The organism is Gordonia sp. SGD-V-85, assembly GCF_001456905.1.
Classification (GTDB): Bacteria; Actinomycetota; Actinomycetes; order Mycobacteriales; family Mycobacteriaceae; genus Gordonia; species Gordonia hongkongensis.
On record NZ_LNQO01000015.1, the window covers coordinates 1 to 22,349 of the forward strand.

Below are 22,349 nucleotides of genomic sequence, written 5' to 3' on the forward strand. Positions count from 1 at the left end.
CCTTCGTGGCTCGTCGCTGATATGTAGTGCTGCTCTGTCAAGTCCCATGGCGAAATTGCCTCCTTCTCAGGGGCTGTTGTGGGGTTGGCCACCCGCCGCGGTGTGTGGTGGTCGTTACTCGCGACGGTGTTGTCGGACTGATATACGCGGGTTGGTTACCGCTCAACGGTGTTCGACAGGAGATGAAAACGCTGGCCGACGGGTCTATGTAAACGTGCGTACCGTGCACCCAAAAGTGCTGGCGCACATAGCGACGCCGTGGATTCGTTCCCTGTTCACCACAGCGGGAGTCCCGCGACGGGTGGCCAAGATTGTGTGTCAGTGCTGGTTAGTCGTCGAGCACCGCCAGCGACCAGCACCAGCCGGCGAGCTCACGAGCGATCGCGGTGTTGGCCACGCAGGGATGTTTGCTGCGGCGGTCGAATTGTTGCCAGCGCTTGTGTAGCCGACGATTGCCGGCATGGCCACGGGCGCGGGCAGCCGGTGAGGCCGCCTCCCACCGGCGGCGCATGGTCTGTCCGGGTGTGGCGTAGGGGCGTCGGTGTTGCCAGGCCGCCTCGACCAGTAGCCGCCGCACGTGGGCGTTACCGGCCTTGGTGATCGATCCCTGACTGCGGGTCCCGCCGGTCGAGTATTCCGAGGGCACCAATCCTGCGTAGGAGCCGATCGTGGCGCCGCTAAACCGTGACCAGTCGCCGATCTCGACCGCCAGAGCGAACGCGGTCAGCGTCGACACACCCCGCAAACACGACAGCCGGGTGACCACCGCCTGCCACGGATCGGTGGCCGCGGTCTGTTCGATCAGCTCATCGAGGCGGTCACGGCGGGCGGTCACGCTCAACACCGCGTCCAGGTCGTTGTCGAAGGCGGCTTGCAGCAGCGGCAGCTCGAAACGTTGACGCTGCAGCCACCGCTGATGAACACCGGTCCAGGGTTTCCCGCCGGAGTAGACGATCCCCTGTCGCAGAAGCAGTTTGGACAATCGATGCCGAGCGCGCATCAGGTCGCTGCGGGCGTCCTCGCGGGCGCGGACCAGATCCCGTGCGGCTTCGGTGCCCACCTCAGGAACACTGACCGCCACCACTTCGCCCAGGCGCAGCAACTTCGCCAAGTGTGCAGCGTCTCGGGCATCGGTCTTGACGCGGTCCCCGGCTGGCCGCTGCAGCTTCGAGGGCGCGGCAACCACACACCCCATCCCGGCCGCCGTGATCGCCCGCGCCAATCCGAAGCCGGTCGGACCGGCCTCATAGGCCACCCGCACCGGCGGGGCCAGGCCTTGTAGCCAGCTGACGATGGTCGCCGCATCGGGGACCAAGGTCTGCCGAATCACCTGCCCGGTGTCTTCATCGATGGCATGAGCGACCACCGAGCGTGCGTGAACATCCAATCCGACACTTGTACCCTGAACAATCACCGGAGGCCTCCTGATCTGCAATGTGGTGCTACCGCAGAGTGTGAACTCAGCAGCAGCAACCCACGATGTGTTTGCAGCTTGAGGCCTTCGGCCCCAAGGCCCTCATACCGTCTATCGCTCCTCGCACCTCAGGCAGCGACGGAGCGGTGTGCCCTACTTCAGCTCGAGCAGCACCGTGCCCTGGGTGACGGCAGCACCGGCCTCGATGGTGAGGCCGGTGACGACGCCGTCCTTGTGGGCGGTGACCGGGTTCTCCATCTTCATGGCCTCGAGGACGACGACCAGATCACCGGCGGCGACCTCCTGGCCCTCCTCCACGGCGACCTTGACGACGGTGCCCTGCATCGGAGCGGCCACGGCGTCGCCGGAAACGGCTGCGCCGCCGCCCTTCTTGCGTGAACGTTCCTTCGGCTTCTTGCGGACGACGCCGTTGGCCGAGCCGCCACCGCCACCGAGGGCGAGATCGCCGGGCAGCGACACCTCGACGCGACGGCCGCCGACCTCGACGACGACGTTCTGCCGCGGGGCGGCTTCGTCCTCTTCGATGGGCTCGCCGCCGGTGTACGGCTCGATCGGGTTGTCCCAATCGGTCTCGATCCACTTGGTGTAGACGTCGAACTTCTCGCCGTCGCCGATGAAGGCGGGATTGGAGACGATGTGCCGGTGGAACGGGATGACCGTCGCCAGGCCCTCGACCTCGAACTCGGCCAGTGCACGACGCGAACGCTCCAGCGCCTGCTCGCGGGTCTCGCCGGTGACGATCAGCTTGGCCAGCATCGAGTCGAACTGGCCGCCGATGACGTCGCCCTCGACGACGCCGGAGTCGACGCGGACGCCGGGGCCGGTCGGCTCCTTGTAGACCGAGATCGGCCCCGGGGCGGGCAGGAAGTTGCGGCCGGCGTCCTCACCGTTGATGCGGAACTCGAAGGCGTGGCCGCGCGGGGTCGGGTCCTCGGTGATCTCCAGCTTCTCGCCGTTGGCGATGCGGAACTGCTGACGCACGAGGTCGATGCCCGCGGTCTCCTCGGTGACCGGGTGCTCCACCTGCAGGCGGGTGTTGACCTCGAGGAACGAGACCAGCCCGTCGCTGCCGACCAGGAACTCGACCGTGCCGGCGCCGTAGTAGCCGGCCTCGCGGCAGATGGCCTTGGCGGACTCGTGGATCTTGGTGCGCTGCTCGTCGGTCAGGAACGGGGCCGGGGCCTCCTCGACCAGCTTCTGGAATCGACGCTGCAGCGAGCAGTCGCGGGTGCCGGCGACGATGACGTTGCCGTGCTGGTCGGCGATGACCTGGGCCTCGACGTGGCGGGCCTTGTCGAGGTAGCGCTCGACGAAGCACTCGCCGCGACCGAACGCCGCGACGGCCTCGCGGGTGGCCGACTCGAACAGATGCGGGATCTCCTCGATCGTGTACGCGACCTTCATGCCACGTCCACCGCCGCCGAATGCCGCCTTGATGGCGACCGGCACGCCGTGCTCCTGGGCGAAGGCGACGACCTCGTCGGCGTCCTTCACCGGATCCTTGGTGCCGGGGGCCATCGGTGCGTCGGCCTTGAGCGCGATGTGGCGCGCGGTCACCTTGTCGCCGAGGTCGCGGATCGACTGCGGGGACGGACCGATCCAGATCAGCCCGGCGTCGATGACGGCCTGCGCGAAGTCGCCGTTCTCCGACAGGAAGCCGTAACCCGGGTGGATCGCGTCGGCGCCGGACTTCTTGGCCGCGTCGAGGATCTTGTCGAAGACCAGGTACGACTCCGCCGATGTCTGCCCGCCCAGTGCGAAAGCCTCGTCGGCGAGTTTGACGAACAGTGCGTTCGCGTCGGGCTCGGCGTACACCGCGACGCTCGCGATGCCTGCATCCCGGGCGGCGCGGATCACGCGGACAGCGATTTCGCCACGGTTGGCGATGAGGACCTTGCTGATTGCGGACGGAGTGTTCGCAGAGGTACTGGGCACTTGTTCTCCTGGGCCTTACTCGTACTCAGGTGCACGACGCGGTAGCGCACGCGACACGTTGGGCGGACGTCGGTCAAGTCTGGCGGCCCGCCGTCACCGGCCGGGATGCGGACGGCGAGGGCGATGCGACACCTTCGCGGTGCAGGTGTCGCGACCTTCCGGGCAATACCCTAGCCCACCGAGCAATCGTTCGGTGGAGCCCTGGGTCACAACGCCGGGGAGAATGTGCTCGCATCACCGAGGCGTCGGACCAGTTCGGCGAAAGCACGCAGGTAGGCGTGGACGGGACCACCTGTCGGGTCGATTGCCCAACCGTCTTCGGAACGGGCCTCGGCGGCGGGAAATGTGACGTTTCCCTCATGTTGTGCACCCGGGGTGTTCGCCGAGGCGGCGACGCCGAGCTCACGCAGTGGCGACTCGCGCGGGAACCGGGCGGAGTACCGCAGCCCCGACGGGGTGCGGTTGATCCAGATGTACACCTCGTCGGGCGAGTAGCTGTGACTGCGGAGGACCTTCGCACGCCCCGCGTCGGCGGCCCCGGCGCCCGGCGCATAGCGCGTGTCGATGAACGAGATGACGAACCGCGGGCCACCCTCGTGCCCGATCAGGTCGGCCACCCGCAGGAACGGCAGCGAAGCGCCCTGACGCCCGTGCTTGAGCGCGGCGGTGGATCGGACGACGGCCTGGTCGAACGTCGGGGAGTCGGACATGTCCAGACAGAAGGGAGCGACCCCGACGAACCAGCCGAGGGAGGTCAGCCAGCGGGCGTCGTCGCGCGTGTGCCGCGGCAGCACACACCGGAACTGCCGATCGCCGGTCAGTTCGTGGTGCACGACGGCGAAGGCCGCCAGCACCCCGGCGGTCAGCGTGCCGCCGGCCTCCGAGCAGATCGCGGTGAACCTGTTGGCCGTCGCGTCGTCGGCGACGACACCCCACAGCGACTCCTGGGGGAGTGCCGCGTCCGTGTCGACATCGTCGGGGGCGACATCGTCGGGGGTGCGGTGGCCGGTGGCCGGATCGGCCGTGTGCAGGCCGGGCATGTCACCGTTGCCGGCGGCCAGGAACTCCGACCACAAGCCGACGGCCGGATGATCGCGCCCGGTCTGGTCGGCGAGCCGGCGTTCCGCGGCGCTGAAGTCGACATAACTGCCGACCTCGGGCAGATTCGCGCCGCGATGCTCCCGCGCCGCCCGGTACATCGACACCAACTCCTGCTGGGCCATGATCAGCGAGTACCCGTCGACCAGCGAGTGATCGGCGGCGAAGAGGAGCGTGAACGAGCGTTCGCGTCCGACCGTCGCGAACCGGTAGGCCGGCCAGTGCAGCGGTGCGGTGGCTCGATCGAACGAGCCCGCCAGTTGCTCCACGAGCGGACCCGACTCGGCGTACCAGCCGACCCGGCCCATCTTGAGTTTCACGGTCCCCGGCGCGGTGGTCAGCCGCTGCAGGCCGGAGCCCTTGATCACGACGTGACTACGCAGCACCTCGTGCCGGTCGATCCACTGGGTCAGCACCGACCGGATGGCCGGAATCGACAGCGGCTCGTCGAACTCGATGCTCAACCCGAGCCAGGCCTCACGTCCGCCCTCGCGACGCGTGCGGACCCGGTACTCGAACGCCGCCCGCAGATGTTGCTCGTGATTGTGCGAGGTCAGACGCGAGTCGTAGTCCCAATTACCCAGTCCGCCCGGCACATACGGCGTCCACTCGACGAGACCGCCGGGCGCGATGGGTTCGTCGCGGATCTGGATGAACTTCATGCCCCGGGGGTGTCGGGCACCTGGGCGCGAACCTGCGCCTTGATGCGGCCCAGCATGCCCGCCATACCCCGCAGGCGCAGCGGACTCACGGCGCTGCCGAGTCCCAGGTCGTAATAGAAATCCGATGGCACGTCGAGGATTTCGCGCGCCGACGCGGTGTCGAGCCCCTGATGCAGGATGGCGGCGAAACCGCGGGTCGTCGGCGCCTCGCGCGGAGCGCTGAAATACAGCCGCACCGACGACGGGTCGGCGGCGTCGACGGACAGGAAGACCGGCGACTGGCACTCGGGTACCGGTTCCATCGCATCCTGCTCGAGATGCGCCGGTATGTCCGGCAATTCGCCGGCGAACTCGAGCAGGAGGGTGACCTTGTCGGAGTCGCCGAGTGCGCCGAAGTCGTCGACGATCTCGGCCAGGGCTGGAGGCAGACTCATCGTGCGGTCGGGTTCACTCGGTGCCGGGAACGGCGCCCGGCTCCTCGCCGACGGCGATCGGCACGCGCACCGCGTTGCCCCACTCGGTCCACGATCCGTCGTAGTTGCGGACCGCGGTGTGCCCCAGCAGATGTGTCAGCACGAACCAGGTGTGGCTCGACCGCTCACCGATGCGGCAGTAGGCGATCGTGGGCGTCTTCGGGTCGAGCCCGGCGTAGATCTCGTCGAGTTCGGCGCGGCTGCGGAAACGGCCGTCGGGGGCGGCGGACTTCGCCCACGGGATCGAGATGGCGGTCGGGATGTGCCCGCCGCGCAGCGCGCCCTCCTCCGGGTAGTCCGGCATGTGCGTGCGCTCGCCGGTGTACTCCTGCGGGGAACGGACGTCGACGAGGGGCTCGGTGCCCAGGGCCTCCAGGACCTGCGGCGCGAACGCGCGGATCTTGGCGTCGTCGCGCTCGACCACCGGGTAGTCCGACCGCGGGTAATCGGGGACGTCGAAGGAGGTGTCACGGTCCTCCGCCATCCAGGCGTCGCGGCCACCGTCGAGCAGGCGGACGTCCTCGTGGCCGAACAAGGTGAAGACCCACAGCGCGTAGGCGGCCCACCAGTTGCTCTTGTCGCCGTAGATCACGACAGTGTCGTCGCGTTCGATTCCCTTGCTGCGCATCAGTTCCGCGAACTGCTCGCCGTTGATGTAGTCGCGCGTGACCGGGTCGTTGAGATGCAGGTGCCAGTCGATCTTCTGAGCGGTCGGGATGTGGCCGATGTCGTAGAGCAGCACATCCTCGTCGGACTCGATGATCTTGAGTCCTTTGGCGCCGAGATGCGCCGACAGCCACTGGGTCGTCACCAGCCGCTCGGGGTGGGCGTAGTCGGCGAAGGCCGGATTCGGGTCGGTGTCAACGCTCACGGTGCTCTCCAGCTCGCTGTTCGGACGTTCCGCGTGGATCACGCGCGGACCATCTGCGGTCCCGCTGATAAAGCGTAGGGCATCGGCCGGACCGTGCTTCGATCAGACGACAAACCCCAGGTGAAGCAGGTCCCGCCTGCTACGTTCGCCGAATGATCGATCGACGCGGGCCCCTCGCGATGCGGTGGGCGGTCGCTCTGGCCGCCGTGGTGACACTGACTGTCGGAAGCGGATGCGCACTCATCCCGTCCGAGGATTCCGGGGAGCCCCGTCCGTCGTCCGCGTCGACGAGCAGCGCACCGAGTCCGACGCCGTCGCGCTCACCGGACCCGACCGGCGACGCCGACGCGGCGCAGTGCCGGCCCGACGACTGCCCGAAGTTGCCGACGCCGACCGCGGAACTCATGACCAGCGGGGTCACTCCGGCCAACGTGGACACCGCGGTGCCCGACTACCTCACCACGCTCCTCGACGACCTCGACCAGACATGGGGTGGGTGGTTCGACGAACTGGGCTGGGGCGACCCGGCACCGGGACGGGTGCTGATCGAGTCCGGCACCTCCTTCGCCACGGAGTGCATTGCCGGCGACGAGGATTCGAACCCGGTACCGATCCCGTCCGACGAGGCCAACGCGTTCTTCTGTGGAGTGGACACCGAACCGAACGGAGAGGGCACCCCGACCGAGGGCAGCATCGTGCTCCCGGTCGACACCTTCGCGGCCATCTGGGACGGCAACGTCTTCGGGGTGCCGTCGCCGATCGTCGGCGACTTCACGGCGGCGATCGTGGTCGCGCACGAATACGGCCACAACGTCGTGTTCCGGATGGCCGAGGCGTTCGACATCCCCGACAGCCGTCTCCCGGCCGGCAAGAACAGCGAGCTCATCGCCGACTGCCTGGCCGCGAACTGGGGTGCGACCGCCTACCAGCGTGATGCGCTCGGCGCGCGGGAGATCCTTCAGGTCGCGACGCTGCTGCCGATCATCGGCGACACCGGCGGCGCCTCCGGACACGGCTCGGCGCGCGAACGTGCGGTGGCGTTGACGGTCGGACTGACCGGCCCGCAGTTCAACCGGCAGGGTCAGCCGGTCGACTGCATCGAGCGGTACTGGCCGGAATTCTTCGAGGTGGAGTGACCCTTCGTGACGCGCCCTCCGCAAGCTCCGGGCGCTCCTCAGGGAGCGGAGGGGGTTGATGCGCTCACCGCAAGGAGCCGGGCCGGGCGGTCGCGCCTCAGGGAGCGGGTCGTCGTCAGTGGCGCCAGAAGTCGGTCACCGAGAGCCGGACGTCCGCCAGGAGGGTGCGGACTAGCGGCAGGCCGATACCGATGACCGACGACGGGTCGCCCTCGATGCGCTCGACCAGCCAGCCACCCAGACCGTCGAGGGTGAATGCGCCGGCCACCTGCAGGGGTTCACCGCTGGCGACATACCGCTCGATGACGTGGTCGCCGGCGGCGGCGAAATGGATCGTGGTGGAGCTCGTCCCGCCGGCGGTCGCGGGCCGGTCGAGGCGGATCAGGTGATGGCCGGTCAGTAGGTCCGCGCTACGACCGCGCATCTCCGACCACTGCGCGACGGCGCGTTCGGGGGTGTGCGGTTTGCCGAGCAGCCGGCCGCCTAGATGGAGCATCGAGTCGCAGCCGATGACGGCCACGGGGCTGCCGGACCCGGCGAGTTCTGCGATCTCCGGAAGTGCTGCAACGGCTTCCGCCTTCGCGCGGGCGAGTTCGGCGACCACCACACCGGCCGGTGTGGAATCGGGGAGCGCGGCGAGGAGCGCATCCTCGTCGACATCCGACACCCGCACGACCGGCTCGACGCCTGCCGCCCGAAGGATGCGGAGCCGGGCAGGGGAGGCCGAACCGAGTACGAAGATCGGGCCGGGAGTACCCGGCCCGATCTCGGATTCGGACGTCATCGTCAGTAACGCAGGTTGGTGAAGCTTCCCGGGCCGCCCCACTGCGGACGCAGCCGGTCGATCGGGTGGCCCCAGTCGTTCCGGGTCTCGGGCTCGGCGGCGCCGCCACCCGAACCGGCACCGGCGAGGACGGTCACCAGCACGGCGAGGTCCTCGTCGGTCGGATTGCCGCCGACGACCGTCAGGAACGGACGCTCGGACTTCGTGGAGTCTTCGCTCACGGGATTCTCGCTCTCGGAACTGACCGCTGGTGTCACAGGGGGATGTTGCCGTGCTTCTTCGGCGGCAGGTTGACCATCTTGCGCTCGAGCAGCTTGAGCGCGGTGGCGATCTGACCGCGGGTGTGGCTCGGCGGGATCACCGCGTCCACGTATCCGCGGGCGGCCGCGACATACGGGTTGACGAGGGTGTCCTCGTACTCCTCCTGCAGCTGCAGACGCAGTGCGTCGACGTCCTCGCCCTTGGCGGCCGCGTCCTTGAGCTGGCTGCGATACACGAACCCGACCGCACCCGAGGCGCCCATGACGGCGATCTGGGCGGTGGGCCACGCCAGGTTCACGTCGGCACCCATGTGCTTGGAGCCCATGACGTCGTACGCGCCGCCGTAGGCCTTCCGGGTGATGACGGTGATCTTGCCGACCGTCGCCTCGCCGTAGGCGTAGAGCAGCTTCGCGCCGCGACGGATGATGCCGCGGTACTCCTGATCGGTGCCGGGAAGGAAGCCCGGGACGTCGACCAGGGTGACGATGGGGATGTTGAAGGCGTCGCAGGTGCGCACGAACCGGGCGGCCTTCTCCGAGGCGTCGATGTCGAGGCAGCCGGCGAACTGCGTCGGCTGGTTGGCGACGATGCCGACGCTGCGACCGTCCACCCGGCCGTAGCCGACGATGATGTTGGTCGCGTACTCGGCCTGCACCTCGAGGAACTCGTCGTCGTCGAGGATGCGACGGATGACCTCGTGCATGTCGTAGGGCTGGTTCGGCGAATCCGGGATCAGCGTGTCGAGCTCGAGGTCCTCTTCGGTGAGGGTGTCCTCGATGGAACCGGCGGCCGGCTGCGCGACGGGCAGACGCGGGGCATCGGCGCGGTTGTTGCTCGGCAGGTAGCTCAGGAGTTCCTTGACGTACTCCAGGGCGTCCTCTTCGTCGGAGGCGACGTAGTGCGCGGTGCCCGACTTCGACATGTGCGTGTGCGCACCGCCGAGCTCCTCCATCGTCACCTCTTCACCGGTGACCGTCTTGATGACGTCCGGACCGGTGATGAACATCTGGCTGGTCTGGTCGACCATGACCACGAAGTCGGTGAGCGCGGGGGAGTACACGTGACCGCCGGCCGCGGCGCCCATGATCAGCGAGATCTGCGGGATGACGCCGGAAGCACGCACGTTGCGGTGGAAGATCTCGCCGTAGAGGCCGAGCGAGACCACGCCCTCCTGGATGCGGGCGCCGGCGCCGTCGTTGATGCCGATCAGGGGGCGACCGGTCTTGATCGCGAGGTCCATGACCTTGACGATCTTCTCGCCGTAGACCTCGCCGAGGCTGCCGCCGAAGACGGTCGAATCCTGCGAGAAGACGCAGACCTCGCGACCGTCGATGGTGCCGTAACCCGAGACGACGCCGTCACCGAGCGGGCGGCGCTCGGCGAGTCCGAAGTTGGTGCTGCGGTGCCGGGCGAGGGCGTCGAGTTCGACGAAGGAACCCTCGTCGAGCAGGTGGGTGATCCGTTCCCGCGCGGTGAGCTTGCCCTTGGCGTGGGTCTTCTCGACGGCGGCCTCACCCACCGGATGCTTGGTCTCCTCGAGACGATTGCGCAGATCGGCGAGCTTTCCCGCCGTCGTGTGGATGTCGGGAGCGGCGGCGTCGTCGCGCGAAGCAGTGGTCATGACTGACGATGCTAACTACCCGAGTGTGAGCCACGTCAACCGGATCAACGTGAGATATCCCTCAGGTTTCCGAGCGATCGGTCGGTGGGCCGGCGGGTCGACCGTGTAACCGGTGGTATCCGTTCGTGCGGAGGCGGCGGCCAGTAGTTTCGTCAGGTATGAGTCTCGACGCCGATCTGCTCCGCACCCGTCTCACCGGCACCCGCTGGCACCGGATCGAGGTGGTCGAGGCGACCGGTTCGACCAACGCTGATCTCGTGTCGCGCGCGGCCGGCGAATCCGTCGAGGGCATCGTGCGGATCACCACCGACCAGACCGCCGGACGTGGCCGCCACGCCCGCACCTGGACCGCGCCGGCCGGCACGCAGCTGGCCATGTCGGCCGCGCTCGACGTCGCCGACCACACCGAGGACCTGGGCTGGCTGTCGCTGCTGGCCGGACTCGCCGCCGTGCAGGGTGTCGACGACGCGATGGGGATCCGTCCGACGCTCAAATGGCCGAACGACGTGCTCATCGACGGCAAGAAGGTCGCGGGCATCCTCTCGGAATACACCCGCAGCGAGCATGCCGCAGGGGGCCCGGGAGGCGTGGCGGTGATCGGCACCGGGCTCAACACCACGATGGCGGAGGAGCAGCTGCCGGTCCCGACCGCCACCTCGCTCCGGCTCGCCACCGGCCGCGACGTCCCGCTGACCGAGCTCGCCGCGTCGTACCTGCGGGCGCTCTCCGAGCTGCTCGACCTGTGGCCGCACGACCTGGACGGGCTCGCGGCGCGGTACCGCGACGACAGCGACACCATCGGCCGTCGCGTACGGCTGGTCCTGCCCGGCGATCGTGAGGTCGTCGGCACCGCGACCGGTGTCGACTCCTCCGGCCGGATCGTCGTCGACGCCGACGGTGAGCAGGTGGTGGCCGCCGCGGGGGACGTCACCCACCTGCGGCCGGAGTGACTACTAGCGCTGGACGCTCTTGCCGGCCATCGCCGGGATGATCGTCAGCGAGGGCAGACCGATCACCAGATGCACGATCGCGGTCTCGATGCCCACCGAGATCTGGTTGTAGGTCAGGATCGGGATCAGCACGGCCGCCACCAGCAGCAGGCCGACGATCCACCGGTAGAACTGATCGGGTGACGGCGTGACCAGGTGCAGCACGTACCAGAGCGCACCCGCGGCGAGCGCGCACAGGAAGCCGACGACGCCGAACCAGAGCTCGCTGGCGGCGACCGGGTTCCACACGCCGAACTTGCCCGACTCGTTCACCTTCTCCACGAATGCGGAGATGATCCACGCGACGAGCCATGCCGCGAGACCGGTCACCACGCCGGTCATGACCACACCGCCGGCGAACGTGACGGGATTGATGTCCGGGCCACGACGGGGCTTGGCGGGCTGGCCGGGCCGGCCGTAGGTGCCCTGGCCCCCGTACGGATCCCCCGCATAGGGATCGGCCGCGTATGGATCGCGCGCATACGGGTCGTTCTGGCTGCTGTAGGCACGCGACTCGGGTGTGTAACCGGACTCGTAGCGCGCGGTCCGCGGGTCGCGGGGATCCTGGTAGCTCATGGCGTTCTCCTCCCCGACCGGTCGTGGGAGCCGATGGTCGGATCTGGTGTCGGTCGGATCTGGTGTCAGGGCCCTGGCATGCTCACGGCACGAGGACGGCGGTCGGCGTGATTGGCAGTCTACTGCGGCACCCGGCCGTTTATGCTGAGCCGCATGGCCTATCCGCGGGAGAACCTGGCGTCGGGGGAACGCGTCGTCCTCCATCGGCACCCGCACTGGAAATGCCTGCTCGGGCCGTTCCTGTTGTTCGGGCTCCTCACCGCCGCCGCCGGCGTACTCCTCGGCGTCATCACGTCGTCGGGGTTGCGGTCGACACCGCAGACCGTGCTGCTCATCGCGGTCGCGGCGGTCTGGGCCATCGGCTTCTGCTGGTACTTCGTCCGCCCGCTGATGTCCTGGAAGACAACGCATTTCGTGCTCACCGACCGGCGGGTGATGTTCCGCAACGGAATCATCACCCGGTCGGGCATCGACATCCCGATCCGCCGGATCAACACCGTCGAGTTCCGGCACGGCCTCGTCGACCGGATGCTGCGCACCGGCACGCTGGTCATCGAGTCGGCCTCCGACGAACCGCTGTCCTTCGACGACATCCCGCAGGTGGAGAGGGTGCACGCGCTGCTGTACCACGAGGTGCTCGACGTCCACGACGACGAAGATCATCCGTGGGACGGACACCGGCGCGATTCCTACGACCAGACAGCGGACGGTCCCGTGCACCCCGGTGACCGGGCGGAGAACCGGGGGGTCCGCGACCGATGACGACAGTGCTGCTCGCCGAGGACGACGCCGCGATCGCCGAACCGCTCGCGCGGGCGCTGTCGCGTGAGGGTTACGGCTGCGAGGTGGTCTCGACCGGGGCGGATGCCCTGGAGAAAGCCCTCGACACCCGCTATGAACTACTCATCCTCGACCTCGGGCTACCGGTGCTCGACGGTCTGGAGGTGTGCCGGCGGGTACGTGCCCAGCGACCCGCGCTCGCGGTGCTGATGCTGACCGCACGCACCGACGAGGTGGATTTCGTGGTCGGCCTCGACGCCGGCGCCGACGACTACGTCGGCAAGCCGTTCCGCCTGGCCGAGCTGCTGGCGCGGGTGCGTGCCCTCCTGCGGCGTCGCCAGCCCGGCGACGTCGTCCTCGAGGGCGGTGCCCTGCGCCTGGACGCGCGGGCACGCCGCGTCCTGGTGAACGGACACGACCTCACCCTGGCCAACCGCGAGTTCGACCTGCTGCGCTTCCTCATGGAACGCGCGGGCGAGGTGGTGACGCGCGAGGAGATCCTCACCGAGGTGTGGGGTTCGGCCGACCTGCGGTCGTCGAAGACCCTGGACATGCACATCTCGTGGCTGCGCCGGAAGATCGGCGACGACCGCCACGACCGTCCCCGCCACATCGTGACCGTGCGCGGCGTCGGCTTCCGGTTCGACCCCTAGTCGTCTCATGCGCCGTCGCCTGCTCACGACAATGATCGCCGTCCTGCTGGCGGTCGGTGGGCTGCTGGGCATCCCGCTGAGTGTCGTCGCGTGGTGGTGGGTCGCCGACAACGCGCACCAGGACCTCGACAACCGGCTGAAGGTCATCGCAGACCAGCTGATCCGGCAGGAGGGGGCCGACGGCCGGATCCCGCCGGAGTCCCTCGACCGTGAGGCGTTCCAGCTGCTGCTGCCGCCGAACGGCAGCCTGATCGTCACCTTCCCCGACCCCACCGGCACCCTGCAGCGCACGGTGGTCGGGGCGGACATCAGCGAGCCCCGGCTCTCGGAGTCCATCTCGCTCGGCGCAGCCGGGACGCTGACCCTGTCCATCCCGCGCGACGAGGTCCGCAACGACCAGTTCACCGCCGCGTCGATCGTGGCCGTCATCGTCGTCGCGTCCGTCATCGGCGGCACGCTGGTCGCCGCGGTCACCGCGGGTCGGATCGTCGATCCGCTGACCGATCTCGCCGATCGGGCCGCGACCATGGGCCGGGGCGACTTCCGGACCCAGTGGAAGATGTACGGCATCGCCGAACTCGATCGGGTGTCGCGTGCACTGGCCGACGCGAACGCCGAACTCGCCCTGCGCCTCGAGCGCGAGCGAGAGGTCGCCGGTGACGCCTCCCATCAGCTGCGCAGCCGCCTCACCGCGATCCAGCTACGCCTGGAGGAACTCTCCCTGCACGATGACCCCGCGGTCGTCACCGAGGCCGAGGCCGCCCTCGATCAGATCGAGCGGCTCGCCGCCGAACTCGACGAGCTGGTCGAGGCGTCCCGGGCCGACGAACCCGCGCCCGAGTTCGTCGACGTGTCGGACATGCTGACGACGCTGGTCGGGGATTTCCGGCACGCCTTCGAGGCGAGGGGCCGCGAACTGCTGGCGACCTTCGACGGCGTCCCGCACGCGCTGACCGCGAACCCGGGTCGTCTCCGGGAGGCGGTCAGTGTGCTGGTCGACAATGCCCTGCAGCACGGCCGCGGGACCTGCCGGATCCACGTCGGCACCCTGCCCGCGGGGGACCTGGTGCGCATCACCGTCGCCGACGAGGGTGACGGGGTCGCCGACGAGATCGCCGCACACATCTTCCGTCGGGGTTTCTCGGCCGGCCGACGGCCCGGCGCGGGCCGGAGCGGGGTCGGCCTGTCACTCGCGCGGGCACTGATCGAATCCGACGGTGGCCGACTCGAACTGACCGTCCGGCGACCGCCGGTGTTCGCGATCGTCGTGCCCGCGCGGCTGGTCACCGGACGCGATCAGCTCGGCACCGACCGGGGCGACTCCGAACTCGCCGACGAGATCGACGAGAACTCTGGTCGGCCCCCGCGATCGGGCGTCAGGCGTGACCGAGTTCCTCATCGTTGAGCTCGGCGAGCGAGGGGTGCAGGTCGGTCGATCCGGCGTCCCCGCCGCGCAACTGTTCTTCGGGGAAGGCGAACTTGCGCAGTGCCCAGAACCGGAACGCCATCTGCATGAGGTTGCCGATGATGTAGCCGAGCACGAAGTCGATGACCACGATCTCGGACACGCTCAGGTTGGAGCGCATGTCGAAGATGTTGTTGGCGACGAACAGTGGAGCGGCCTGGAGGATGACGCCGATACCGCTGATGGCGAAGAACAGCATCGCCTCGTGGTGACGTTCGCGGCCGCCGCGGTTCTTGAACGCCCACTCGCGATTGAGGATGTAGCTCAGGATGGTGGCCAGGACGCCGCCGATGACCTTGGCGATGACCGGCTTGGTCTCCAGGACCGTGAGGCTCAGGCTGTAGAAGATGGCGAGGTCGAAGACGAAGGTGGTCCCGCCGACCATCGCGAACTTGATCAGTTCGTGGTGCCGCATCACGAGCCGACGGACCGGCGCTGGGAGGCGGGCGATCATCTCGTCGATCAATGGCACAAGATCCGAGTGTACGAAACGAAACCGCCGGGACACGTGCCGGGCGGTTGTGCGAATGATGCCGCATACATGCCACGATGGTGCGCGTGAATTCACGCGAGCAGGTCGGCGGGGCCGTGTCCCCGTCGTCGCAGGTGCCGCCGGTCCCTGAATCGGGGCGCCCGGGCGGCCGGGCGTCGGGGATGCCGACCGTGACGATGATCGGCGGTGGGCAGCTCGCTCGGATGACCCACCAGGCCGCCATCGCCCTGGGCCAGTGCCTGCGAGTGCTCGCCGCGTCCGAATCGGACCCGGCCGCCCAGGTCAGCGCCGACATCGTCCTGGGGTCGCACGACGACCTCGACGATCTGCGGCGCGCCGCGTCCGGGTCGGTCGCGGTGACCTTCGACCACGAGGGCGTCCCGCTGGCGCACCTGCAGGCACTCGAAGCCGACGGGGTCGCGGTGCTGCCGCCGTCGAAGGCGCTGCATTTCGCGCAGGACAAGCTCGCCATGCGGTTCCGGCTGGCCGAGCTCGGCCTGCCCGTGCCCGACTTCGCCGACCTGTCCGGGGACCGGGCCGCGGCCCGGTCTCGTCTGATCGAGTTCGGCGAGGCCAACGACTGGGCCATCGTCGTCAAGGCGGTCCGCGGCGGTTACGACGGCCGCGGGGTGTGGCTCGTCGACGGCGCGGACGACGCTCTCGCGGTCTTCGACGAGTACCCCGACGACGCACCGGCGCTGCTCGCCGAACAGAAGGTGCCGATGCGACGAGAGTTGTCGGCGATGATCGCGCGGTCGCCGTTCGGTCAGGGTGGGGCGTGGCCGGTGGTCGAGACCATCCAGCGCCACGGGCAGTGCGCGGTCGTCCTGGCACCGGCTCCCGGGCTCGACGACGAGGTTGCCGCGCACGCACAGCAGATGGCCTTGCGGCTCGCCGACGAGCTCGGCGTGGTCGGTGTGATGGCGATGGAAATCTTCGAGACCGTCGACGGCGAGCTGGTCGTCAACGAACTGGCGATGCGTCCGCACAACAGCGGGCACTGGACGATGGACGGTGCGGTGACCTCGCAGTTCGAGCAGCACCTGCGCGCCGTCCTCGACTATCCGCTGGGCAGCACGGCACCGAGTGCGCCGGTGACGGTGATGGCCAACATCCTCGGTGCGGCGGACGCACCGGCGATGTCGATGGACGAGCGGCTGCACCACCTCATGGCCCGGATGCCCGAGGCCAAGGTGCATCTCTACGGCAAGGGCGAGCGACCCGATCGCAAGATCGGGCATGTGAACATCGTCGGGCGCGAAGGGGATCGGCCGGAGTCGGTACGGGAGCGTGCCGAACGCGCGGCCCAGTGGATGTCGCGGGCGACGTGGACCGACGGATGGGATGAACATTCATGAGTGAGACGCACGGCCCGCGGGTGGGCCTGATCATGGGCAGTGATTCGGACTGGCCGACGATGAAGGCGGCCGCCGAGGCCCTCGCCGAGTTCGACGTGCCGTTCCAGGTGGGTGTCGTCTCGGCTCACCGCACGCCGCAGCGCATGCTCGACTATGCGGCCGGCGCGGCAGGCCACGGCATCGAGGTGATCATCGCGGGCGCCGGTGGCGCCGCGCATCTTCCGGGCATGGTCGCGTCGGCGACCCCGCTGCCGGTGATCGGGGTACCGGTCCCGCTGCGGCATCTCGACGGACTGGATTCGCTGCTGTCGATCGTGCAGATGCCCGCCGGGGTCCCGGTGGCCACGGTGTCGGTCGGGGGTGCGCGCAACGCCGGGCTGCTCGCGGTCCGGATCCTCGCCGCGGCCGACGCCGACCTGCGCGCCCGAATGGTCGAATTCCAGCAGGGGCTCGAACAGATGGTTCTCGACAAGGACGCGGCACTCCAGCAGGAACTGTTGGGGGAGTAGCACTTCCGCCGATCAGATCGTCGGCTGCAGGCCGAGCTTCGCGGTGAAGAAGTCGATGACCCGATCGTAGGCCTCGCGGGTCGGCTGCCCTGGCTCGTCGAGGAGGTCCTCGGTGAGCACCGAATGTGGCCGCGGCAGCATCGAATCCGGGTTCGCGGACTCGTCGGGTAGCTCGATGCCGATGAAGGCGTCGCCGAGGATCTCCCGGAGATACGCGAATCGGGCTCCCGGCACCAGACGGTCGCCCTGGAAACGCAGACCCATCACCTCGAGGCCGCGTGCGCACCGCGCCTGCACCAGAGCGAGATCCGACTCGCTCACGTCGATGGCCCGCGCGCGTCCCGGCAACACCGCGAACGGCAGTGAGGGCTGGGACAGCACCGGGGCGAGCATCCGCTCGTCGGTGGCCATCGCGAGTGCGAACCCGCCGGTGAAACACATCCCGACGGCACCGACCCCGGGGCCGCCGCACCGGTCGTGTTCGCGGGCGGCCAACGCCCGCAGCCACGACGCGACCGGTGACGTCTTGCCGGTGGCCAGGATCGTGAACTCGCGGGTGATGCATGCCCGGGCGATGGTGCCGAGCATGTTCGTCGCCGAGCCGACCGCGCCGAGGTTGTCCGGGCGAGGATCACGGCCGTCGACGCCGAACAACGACGGCAGCACCGCGGTGGCGCCCGCCCCGGCCACCCGGCGCGCGACGTCGGCGACCTTGGGGCTGATCCCCGGCATCTCGGCGATGACGATGACGGCGGGACCACTGCCGAGGCGATGCACCCGGCGGGTGGTCCCGTACAGGGTCACGTCCTCGGCGTCGAAGTCGTCGAGCGGGTCGTCGGCCATCAGATCACGCCGCGTGCAGTGTGCCGAGGAGTGCGGAGTCGAAAAGTCGCGCCGGGATGCGGGCACCCCGGGCGATGTCCGGCGAGTCCGACGGCACCACCCGCGGACCGGTCACCCGGTAGTGCCGGTTCTTGCGGATCAAGCCGAAGGTCCCGGCGGCCTGCACGTTGCGGACCCAATCGGTGTGCCGCCCGTACGTGAGGATGATGGTGAGCCGATTGCCGTCGACCCACGCCATCACCGGGATGGAGTAGTGCTTGCCGGACTTACGTCCGACGTGCTCGACCATCGCGAACGGAGCCAGTCTGGGCGCCCATTGTCGCTGGATGGGGTTGGTCACTCGCTTGTTCAGCCGGGCCACCGCGCGGGGGATTCGCATGTCCCCACTGTGCCCGATCGGCGGCGTGCCCGCGGGGTTCACGACAGGATCAGGGTGGCCTTTTCCATCTCAGCGATGGCCGCGAGCCGTTCCGGTGAGGCCGCGGAGACGTGGACGAGGCTGCCGCCCGCCAGCAGAGGTGCCAGGAGGTGAGCGTTCACCCGGTCGCCGGAGTACCACGGCCGGGTGGACACCACGCGGGCGCCCGGTCCGATTCCCTCGCGCTCAGCCGTCGCCCGGGCGTCGTCGAGCACCTCGCCGATGGGGGCGCCCTCCAGGGTGGCCGATGCAGGGTACCGAGACGAGAACTGATCGCCGTGGACGCGGACCACGCTGCCGTAGTCGCCGACGCCGGGCGGCAGGTCGCGCAGCGGCAGCGCGAACGGATCGAGCGAGGCGACCACGACCTCGTCGACGTCGGGATGGCTGCCCAGGCGATCACGGCTGGTGAACACGATCATCGGGACTTCGGTGGAGTCGAAGTGCACCTCGGCGCCCGCCCAGAGCGCGCCCAGCAGGATGCCGGCCGTCTGCCAGTGCTCCGGGAGATCGACCGCGACGACATCGCCTTCGGCGACCCCGATCTCGTCGCGTAGGTAGTTCGCGGTCTTGGCCGCCCAGTTGCCGAGGGTCGCCGCCGAGAGCTCGGTGCGCTCACCGGTCGCGTCGTCGTAGTAGGTCAGCAGCGGACGCGAATGATCGGCGACCGCGGCGAAGATCGCGTCGGTGAGAGTGTTCGGAGTCAGTTCACGCACATGGGCCCCTCGTTGCCCGCGGTGATCGGCGGGCGCTTGTTGCCGACACGCTCGCTCGCCGGGGTGTTGTCGGTCTGGTCGCCGGTGTCGCTGATCGAGCCCGGACCGGCGTAGGTGTTGGTCAGCACCACCTTCAGCTGGTCGTCGGCGAGAGCGGGATCGGCGACGGCCTGGGCGCCGCCGAGATCCTTGGCGAGGAGCCGAGCGGCGTCGCTCTCCTCCTTGGCGTACACGATCGAGTCCTTCGTGTCGGCCTTGCCGCTGGAGGTGGCTCCGACCCGGAAACCCTTGTTGGTCAGGATGTTCGCGACATTCGAGGCGAGCCCGTCGATGGTTCCTGCGTTGACCACGTCGACCGTGTAGTCGCCGCGCTGGATGCCCTGCGTCTGCTTCGGTGCCAGCAGGTCACCGGTGAAGGCCTGGACCTCGCGCGGGTCCACCTGGACGACGCTCTGCTGACCGTCCTCGCTCCAGCCCTGCTCCGTCACGATCGGGATGGTCGCGAACTTCACCCGGCCGCCGCTGAGATCCTTGAGCTGTTCGGCGAACCGGATGATGTCCCAGTCGTCGTCGATGACCACCGACCGCGACACCGCGTCCTGCAGCTCCGACAGCTTACCCGGATCGGTCAGGGTGTTCGCCGAGATGATCTTCTGCGTCAGCGACGCCATGAACGCCTGCTGGCGGGTGATGCGGTCGAGATCGCCGCGGGGGAGGCCGTGACGCTGGCGCACGAAGCTGAGCGCCTTGGGCCCGTCGAGAGTCTGACGGCCGGCGCGGAACCGCGCGCCCGTAAAGGGATCCCGGACCGCGTCGTTCAGGCAGACGTCGATGCCGCCGGCCGCGTTCGTCAGCAGCACGAAACCAAGCAGGCCCACCTCCGCGTAGTGGTCGACCTGCACGCCGGTCAGGTTGGCGACGGTGTCCACCAACGCCTTCCGGCCCGCCAGGGTGCCCTCGGACTCGGCCTCGCTCTCGGACTTGCCATCGGTGACCGCTTGCGCGCGAACGGTTTCGCGCGTCGTGCCGTAGGCGGCGTTGATCTTGCTCATCCCGACACCGGGTACGTCGACATACGAGTCGCGGGGGATCGAGATCGCGGTCGCCGACGAGCCGTCGTCGGGGATGCGGATCAGCAGGATGGTGTCGGTGTTGGTCGCGACCTCGTCGCCCGACCGCAGGAGTCGGAGTTCCTCCGGCGACAGCGGATTGCCCTTGGCGTCGGTCCGCGAATCGGTGCCCACGAGGAGGATGTCGACGGCCCCGTCTTCGGCGCCACCGCCGAGATCGAGTCCGCCGAGCTGGGTGATGCGGGTCTGCAGGTCCGACATGGTGTTCCAGGCGTATCCGGTGCACAACAGCACCGCCACCGAGGCGACCGCGATGAGCGCACGACCCCAGCCGGCCCCCGGGGTGCGGGCACCTTTGCGTCGGCTGTCGGCCGGCGGCTTCGACGGTGGTTCGGGTGCCGACGACGTCGCCGCCGTGCGCCGGTCGCCGGACTTCGGTCCGGCCGATTTCGGTCCGGTCTGTTTCGGTCCGGTCGGCTTCGGGTCGGTGGACTGACGTGCGGTCGGCTTCCGCGGGCTCGTCTTGGGGTCGCCTGGCTTCTGCTCGGACGTCCGCTTCGCGGCCGGGGCCGGGCGGGTGTGGATCTCGCCGGAGGTGCGTCGGACGGGCCGCGGCTCGCCGGGGCGGCGCTGCCGGGTCGGGGTGGGTTCCACGGCTTCTGGCGTGGCTCGTCGATCGCCGGGGTCGCGACGTTCGGAGTTACGGGGGTCGGCGGCCGGCCGACGCCGGGGGTCGCGGGGTTCGCGTGGATCGGCAGCGCGACGTCGCGGGTCCGGCGGGGGCTGGCGTCGCGCTCGGGGTGGGGGATTGCCCGGTTCACCGGGGAGCGGTGCCGCGCGGCGCGGGGATTCGCGCCCATCTGGTCCACCGTCGTACGGGGGCCGGGCCGGGCGCCTGCGCGCGCCGGGCTCCGGGGCGCGCCGATCGCCGGACATCGGCTGACGCCCGTCCGGACCCGGCCGTGCCGGACGGCGCGGCTGCGCGCGCCGACGCGGGCCGTCGGATGGTGAATCCACTGGTGAGCGGTCCCTTTCGAGGTCGGCACATCGGGTCCGGGGTCGACGCGGCGAGCGTTACGCCTGAGGATGTCGATGCTGATGTGCAAGGCGGGTCGGCTGTTGTGTGCTGTCGCCAGGCTACTGAAGTGATTCGCGAATTCGAGAACGCAACGCCGGTCGTGTGAGTAGCCGTCGTCACGTGTGCCGGCGAGCGCGTCGCCGCGTGGGTACCGCCGGACTCCGGCACGATGGTGCTCATGCGTGTGACGCCGAGCAACCCCACCGTGTACATCGTCGGCGCCGGCGGGCAGCTGGGAACTGCCCTGCAAGCACGGTCGACCGAGGTTCCCGACGTCGTCGTGCGGCCGCTCACCTCAGCCGACGTCGACATCGCCGACCCGACCTCGGTGGCCGCCGCGCTGGGCGACCTCGGCCCCGACGACATCGTGGTGAACTGCGCGGCCTACACCGACGTCGACGGAGCCGAGGCCGACTCGGAAGGCTCGCGGCGGGTCAACACCACCGGGCCCGAAGTGCTCGCGCGCCGGACCGCCGACGCCGGCGCGTGGTTCGTGCACGTGTCGACCGACTACGTGTTCCCCGGGGCCGCCGCGGAGGGTTCCCGGCCGGTCGAGCGGAACGGATACGAACCCGACGACGTGAGCGGAACGCCCGCGACCGTGTACGGCCGCACCAAGCTCGACGGCGAACGCGCCGCGCTGTCGGCGGACCCGCGGGCCACCGTCGTGCGGACGGCATGGGTCTACACCGGCGGACCCGACAGCCGCGACTTCGTCGGCACGATGCGGCGGCTCGAACAGTCACGGGAGACGGTGTCGGTCGTCGACGACCAACTCGGGTCCCCGACCTACTCGTACGACCTCGCCGACGGGCTCTGGGAACTCGTCGTCGCGGGCCCGCGCGAAGACGTGTGTGGCGCGGTTCTGCATGCGACGAACTCGGGCACCGCCACCTGGTTCGACGTCGCCCGCGGGGTCTTCGAAGAGGTCGGGGCGCAGCCCGACCGGGTCCTGCCCACGACGACCGCCGACTTCCCGCGCCCGGCCCCGCGGCCGGCGTTCTCGGTGCTCTCCGGCCACTCCTGGGAGGCCGCCGGCCTCACCCCGCTCCGGCCGTGGCGACCCGCGCTGCACGCGGCGATCGCCGCGTCGGACGCCGACCCCGGTTCGTTACCCTGAGCGGC

The 22,349-nt window shown here is 69.3% G+C and carries 22 protein-coding genes; 8 read left to right on the top strand and 14 right to left on the bottom strand.

Going from position 1 to position 22,349, the window contains the following annotated elements:
- Positions 1-328 precede the first annotated feature (328 nt).
- The 5 genes from AS181_RS16715 to AS181_RS16735 form a co-directional block, all read right to left on the bottom strand.
- The gene (locus AS181_RS16715; protein WP_091344265.1) at positions 329-1,414 is read right to left on the bottom strand and encodes an IS110 family transposase; all 1,086 of its coding nucleotides are present in this window, start codon (positions 1,412-1,414) and stop codon (positions 329-331) included.
- Between the two features lie 153 nt (positions 1,415-1,567).
- Positions 1,568-3,370, bottom strand: a complete 1,803-nt coding sequence (locus AS181_RS16720; RefSeq protein ID WP_058252690.1) for an acetyl/propionyl/methylcrotonyl-CoA carboxylase subunit alpha — start codon at positions 3,368-3,370, stop codon at positions 1,568-1,570.
- Between the two features lie 206 nt (positions 3,371-3,576).
- On the bottom strand, positions 3,577-5,130 hold the full coding sequence (locus tag AS181_RS16725) for a condensation domain-containing protein (RefSeq protein ID WP_058252691.1): 1,554 nt from the start codon (positions 5,128-5,130) through the stop codon (positions 3,577-3,579).
- Positions 5,127-5,564, bottom strand: a complete 438-nt coding sequence (locus AS181_RS16730) for a SufE family protein (protein WP_058252692.1) — start codon at positions 5,562-5,564, stop codon at positions 5,127-5,129. The genes AS181_RS16725 and AS181_RS16730 overlap by 4 nt, the downstream gene beginning before the upstream one ends.
- A 13-nt stretch (positions 5,565-5,577) precedes the next feature.
- Entirely contained in the window at positions 5,578-6,474 is an 897-nt protein-coding gene (locus AS181_RS16735) for a sulfurtransferase (protein ID WP_055475116.1), read from the bottom strand.
- Between the two features lie 152 nt (positions 6,475-6,626).
- Here AS181_RS16735 and AS181_RS16740 point away from each other — a divergent pair, with 152 nt between their 5' ends.
- Positions 6,627-7,610, top strand: coding sequence for a metalloprotease (locus AS181_RS16740; RefSeq protein ID WP_231742511.1), 984 nt, complete (start codon positions 6,627-6,629; stop codon positions 7,608-7,610).
- Between the two features lie 115 nt (positions 7,611-7,725).
- Here the strand turns inward: AS181_RS16740 and AS181_RS16745 are convergent, their stop codons facing one another.
- Genes AS181_RS16745 through AS181_RS16755 form a run of 3 tightly spaced genes read right to left on the bottom strand, consistent with a single transcriptional unit; the run spans position 7,726 to position 10,276 of the window.
- Complete coding sequence (locus AS181_RS16745) at positions 7,726-8,394, bottom strand: Maf family protein (RefSeq protein WP_058252693.1); 669 nt, start codon at positions 8,392-8,394, stop codon at positions 7,726-7,728.
- Positions 8,395-8,396: 2 nt separating this feature from the next.
- Positions 8,397-8,615, bottom strand: a complete 219-nt coding sequence (locus AS181_RS16750) for an acyl-CoA carboxylase subunit epsilon (protein WP_175404347.1) — start codon at positions 8,613-8,615, stop codon at positions 8,397-8,399.
- A 32-nt stretch (positions 8,616-8,647) separates the two neighbouring features.
- Positions 8,648-10,276 carry an acyl-CoA carboxylase subunit beta gene (locus AS181_RS16755; protein ID WP_058252695.1) on the bottom strand — a complete coding sequence of 543 codons (1,629 nt, stop codon included), beginning with the start codon at positions 10,274-10,276 and terminating at the stop codon, positions 8,648-8,650.
- Positions 10,277-10,434: 158 nt separating this feature from the next.
- On the opposite strand from AS181_RS16755, the gene AS181_RS16760 reads away from it, so the two are divergent.
- Positions 10,435-11,226 (top strand): biotin--[acetyl-CoA-carboxylase] ligase, encoded by a 792-nt coding sequence (locus AS181_RS16760; protein ID WP_058252696.1) that lies wholly within the window; start codon positions 10,435-10,437, stop codon positions 11,224-11,226.
- Positions 11,227-11,229: 3 nt separating this feature from the next.
- Here AS181_RS16760 and AS181_RS16765 read toward each other — a convergent pair whose 3' ends face one another.
- Complete coding sequence (locus AS181_RS16765; protein ID WP_058252697.1) at positions 11,230-11,841, bottom strand: hypothetical protein; 612 nt, start codon at positions 11,839-11,841, stop codon at positions 11,230-11,232.
- A 153-nt stretch (positions 11,842-11,994) separates the two neighbouring features.
- Between AS181_RS16765 and AS181_RS16770 the strand changes: the two genes are divergently transcribed.
- From AS181_RS16770 to AS181_RS16780, 3 genes are read left to right on the top strand one after another with little or no spacing between them, the layout of a single operon-like run.
- Positions 11,995-12,603 (top strand): PH domain-containing protein, encoded by a 609-nt coding sequence (locus AS181_RS16770; protein ID WP_231742513.1) that lies wholly within the window; start codon positions 11,995-11,997, stop codon positions 12,601-12,603.
- Entirely contained in the window at positions 12,600-13,274 is a 675-nt protein-coding gene (locus tag AS181_RS16775) for a response regulator transcription factor (protein WP_004572230.1), read from the top strand. The genes AS181_RS16770 and AS181_RS16775 overlap by 4 nt, the downstream gene beginning before the upstream one ends.
- Before the next feature lie 7 nt (positions 13,275-13,281).
- The gene (locus tag AS181_RS16780) at positions 13,282-14,679 is read left to right on the top strand and encodes a sensor histidine kinase (RefSeq protein ID WP_058252699.1); all 1,398 of its coding nucleotides are present in this window, start codon (positions 13,282-13,284) and stop codon (positions 14,677-14,679) included.
- Here the strand turns inward: AS181_RS16780 and AS181_RS16785 are convergent.
- On the bottom strand, positions 14,651-15,211 hold the full coding sequence (locus AS181_RS16785) for a GtrA family protein (protein WP_197414684.1): 561 nt from the start codon (positions 15,209-15,211) through the stop codon (positions 14,651-14,653). The genes AS181_RS16780 and AS181_RS16785 overlap by 29 nt on opposite strands.
- A gap of 182 nt (positions 15,212-15,393) precedes the next feature.
- Here AS181_RS16785 and AS181_RS16790 point away from each other — a divergent pair, with 182 nt between their 5' ends.
- Together AS181_RS16790 and purE are read left to right on the top strand one after the other, a co-directional pair.
- Positions 15,394-16,590 (top strand): 5-(carboxyamino)imidazole ribonucleotide synthase, encoded by a 1,197-nt coding sequence (locus AS181_RS16790; protein ID WP_175404351.1) that lies wholly within the window; start codon positions 15,394-15,396, stop codon positions 16,588-16,590.
- The gene (purE, locus tag AS181_RS16795) at positions 16,587-17,099 is read left to right on the top strand and encodes a 5-(carboxyamino)imidazole ribonucleotide mutase (RefSeq protein ID WP_055475043.1); all 513 of its coding nucleotides are present in this window, start codon (positions 16,587-16,589) and stop codon (positions 17,097-17,099) included. Before AS181_RS16790 ends, purE begins: the two co-directional genes overlap by 4 nt.
- A gap of 12 nt (positions 17,100-17,111) precedes the next feature.
- On the opposite strand, the gene AS181_RS16800 is transcribed toward purE, so the two are convergent.
- From AS181_RS16800 to AS181_RS16815, 4 genes are read right to left on the bottom strand one after another with little or no spacing between them, the layout of a single operon-like run.
- On the bottom strand, positions 17,112-17,942 hold the full coding sequence (locus tag AS181_RS16800; RefSeq protein WP_058252701.1) for a dienelactone hydrolase family protein: 831 nt from the start codon (positions 17,940-17,942) through the stop codon (positions 17,112-17,114).
- A gap of 4 nt (positions 17,943-17,946) precedes the next feature.
- Positions 17,947-18,321, bottom strand: a complete 375-nt coding sequence (locus AS181_RS16805; RefSeq protein ID WP_058252702.1) for a nitroreductase family deazaflavin-dependent oxidoreductase — start codon at positions 18,319-18,321, stop codon at positions 17,947-17,949.
- A gap of 38 nt (positions 18,322-18,359) precedes the next feature.
- Positions 18,360-19,076: a TIGR03089 family protein gene (locus AS181_RS16810; protein ID WP_058252703.1), complete on the bottom strand. Its 717-nt coding sequence runs from the start codon at positions 19,074-19,076 to the stop codon at positions 18,360-18,362.
- Positions 19,064-20,800, bottom strand: a complete 1,737-nt coding sequence (locus AS181_RS16815) for an LCP family protein (protein WP_435174608.1) — start codon at positions 20,798-20,800, stop codon at positions 19,064-19,066. The genes AS181_RS16810 and AS181_RS16815 overlap by 13 nt, the downstream gene beginning before the upstream one ends.
- A gap of 593 nt (positions 20,801-21,393) precedes the next feature.
- On the opposite strand from AS181_RS16815, the gene rfbD reads away from it, so the two are divergent.
- Positions 21,394-22,344, top strand: coding sequence for a dTDP-4-dehydrorhamnose reductase (gene rfbD, locus AS181_RS16820; RefSeq protein WP_058252705.1), 951 nt, complete (start codon positions 21,394-21,396; stop codon positions 22,342-22,344).
- The last annotated feature ends 5 nt before the right edge of the window (positions 22,345-22,349 follow it).

What these genes read in the sequence shown, in the direction of transcription:
- AS181_RS16725 (WP_058252691.1), bottom strand. Translation starts at nt 5,130, where the DNA reads ATGAAGTTCATCCAGATCCGCGACGAACCCATCGCGCCCGGCGGTCTC.
- AS181_RS16730 (WP_058252692.1), bottom strand. Translation starts at nt 5,564, where the DNA reads ATGAGTCTGCCTCCAGCCCTGGCCGAGATCGTCGACGACTTCGGCGCA.
- AS181_RS16740 (WP_231742511.1), top strand. Translation starts at nt 6,627, where the DNA reads ATGATCGATCGACGCGGGCCCCTCGCGATGCGGTGGGCGGTCGCTCTG.
- AS181_RS16745 (WP_058252693.1), bottom strand. Translation starts at nt 8,394, where the DNA reads ATGACGTCCGAATCCGAGATCGGGCCGGGTACTCCCGGCCCGATCTTC.
- AS181_RS16755 (WP_058252695.1), bottom strand. Translation starts at nt 10,276, where the DNA reads ATGACCACTGCTTCGCGCGACGACGCCGCCGCTCCCGACATCCACACG.
- AS181_RS16760 (WP_058252696.1), top strand. Translation starts at nt 10,435, where the DNA reads ATGAGTCTCGACGCCGATCTGCTCCGCACCCGTCTCACCGGCACCCGC.
- AS181_RS16765 (WP_058252697.1), bottom strand. Translation starts at nt 11,841, where the DNA reads ATGAGCTACCAGGATCCCCGCGACCCGCGGACCGCGCGCTACGAGTCC.
- AS181_RS16770 (WP_231742513.1), top strand. Translation starts at nt 11,995, where the DNA reads ATGGCCTATCCGCGGGAGAACCTGGCGTCGGGGGAACGCGTCGTCCTC.
- AS181_RS16775 (WP_004572230.1), top strand. Translation starts at nt 12,600, where the DNA reads ATGACGACAGTGCTGCTCGCCGAGGACGACGCCGCGATCGCCGAACCG.
- AS181_RS16780 (WP_058252699.1), top strand. Translation starts at nt 13,282, where the DNA reads ATGCGCCGTCGCCTGCTCACGACAATGATCGCCGTCCTGCTGGCGGTC.
- AS181_RS16790 (WP_175404351.1), top strand. Translation starts at nt 15,394, where the DNA reads ATGCCGACCGTGACGATGATCGGCGGTGGGCAGCTCGCTCGGATGACC.
- purE (WP_055475043.1), top strand. Translation starts at nt 16,587, where the DNA reads ATGAGTGAGACGCACGGCCCGCGGGTGGGCCTGATCATGGGCAGTGAT.
- AS181_RS16800 (WP_058252701.1), bottom strand. Translation starts at nt 17,942, where the DNA reads ATGGCCGACGACCCGCTCGACGACTTCGACGCCGAGGACGTGACCCTG.
- AS181_RS16805 (WP_058252702.1), bottom strand. Translation starts at nt 18,321, where the DNA reads ATGCGAATCCCCCGCGCGGTGGCCCGGCTGAACAAGCGAGTGACCAAC.
- rfbD (WP_058252705.1), top strand. Translation starts at nt 21,394, where the DNA reads ATGGTGCTCATGCGTGTGACGCCGAGCAACCCCACCGTGTACATCGTC.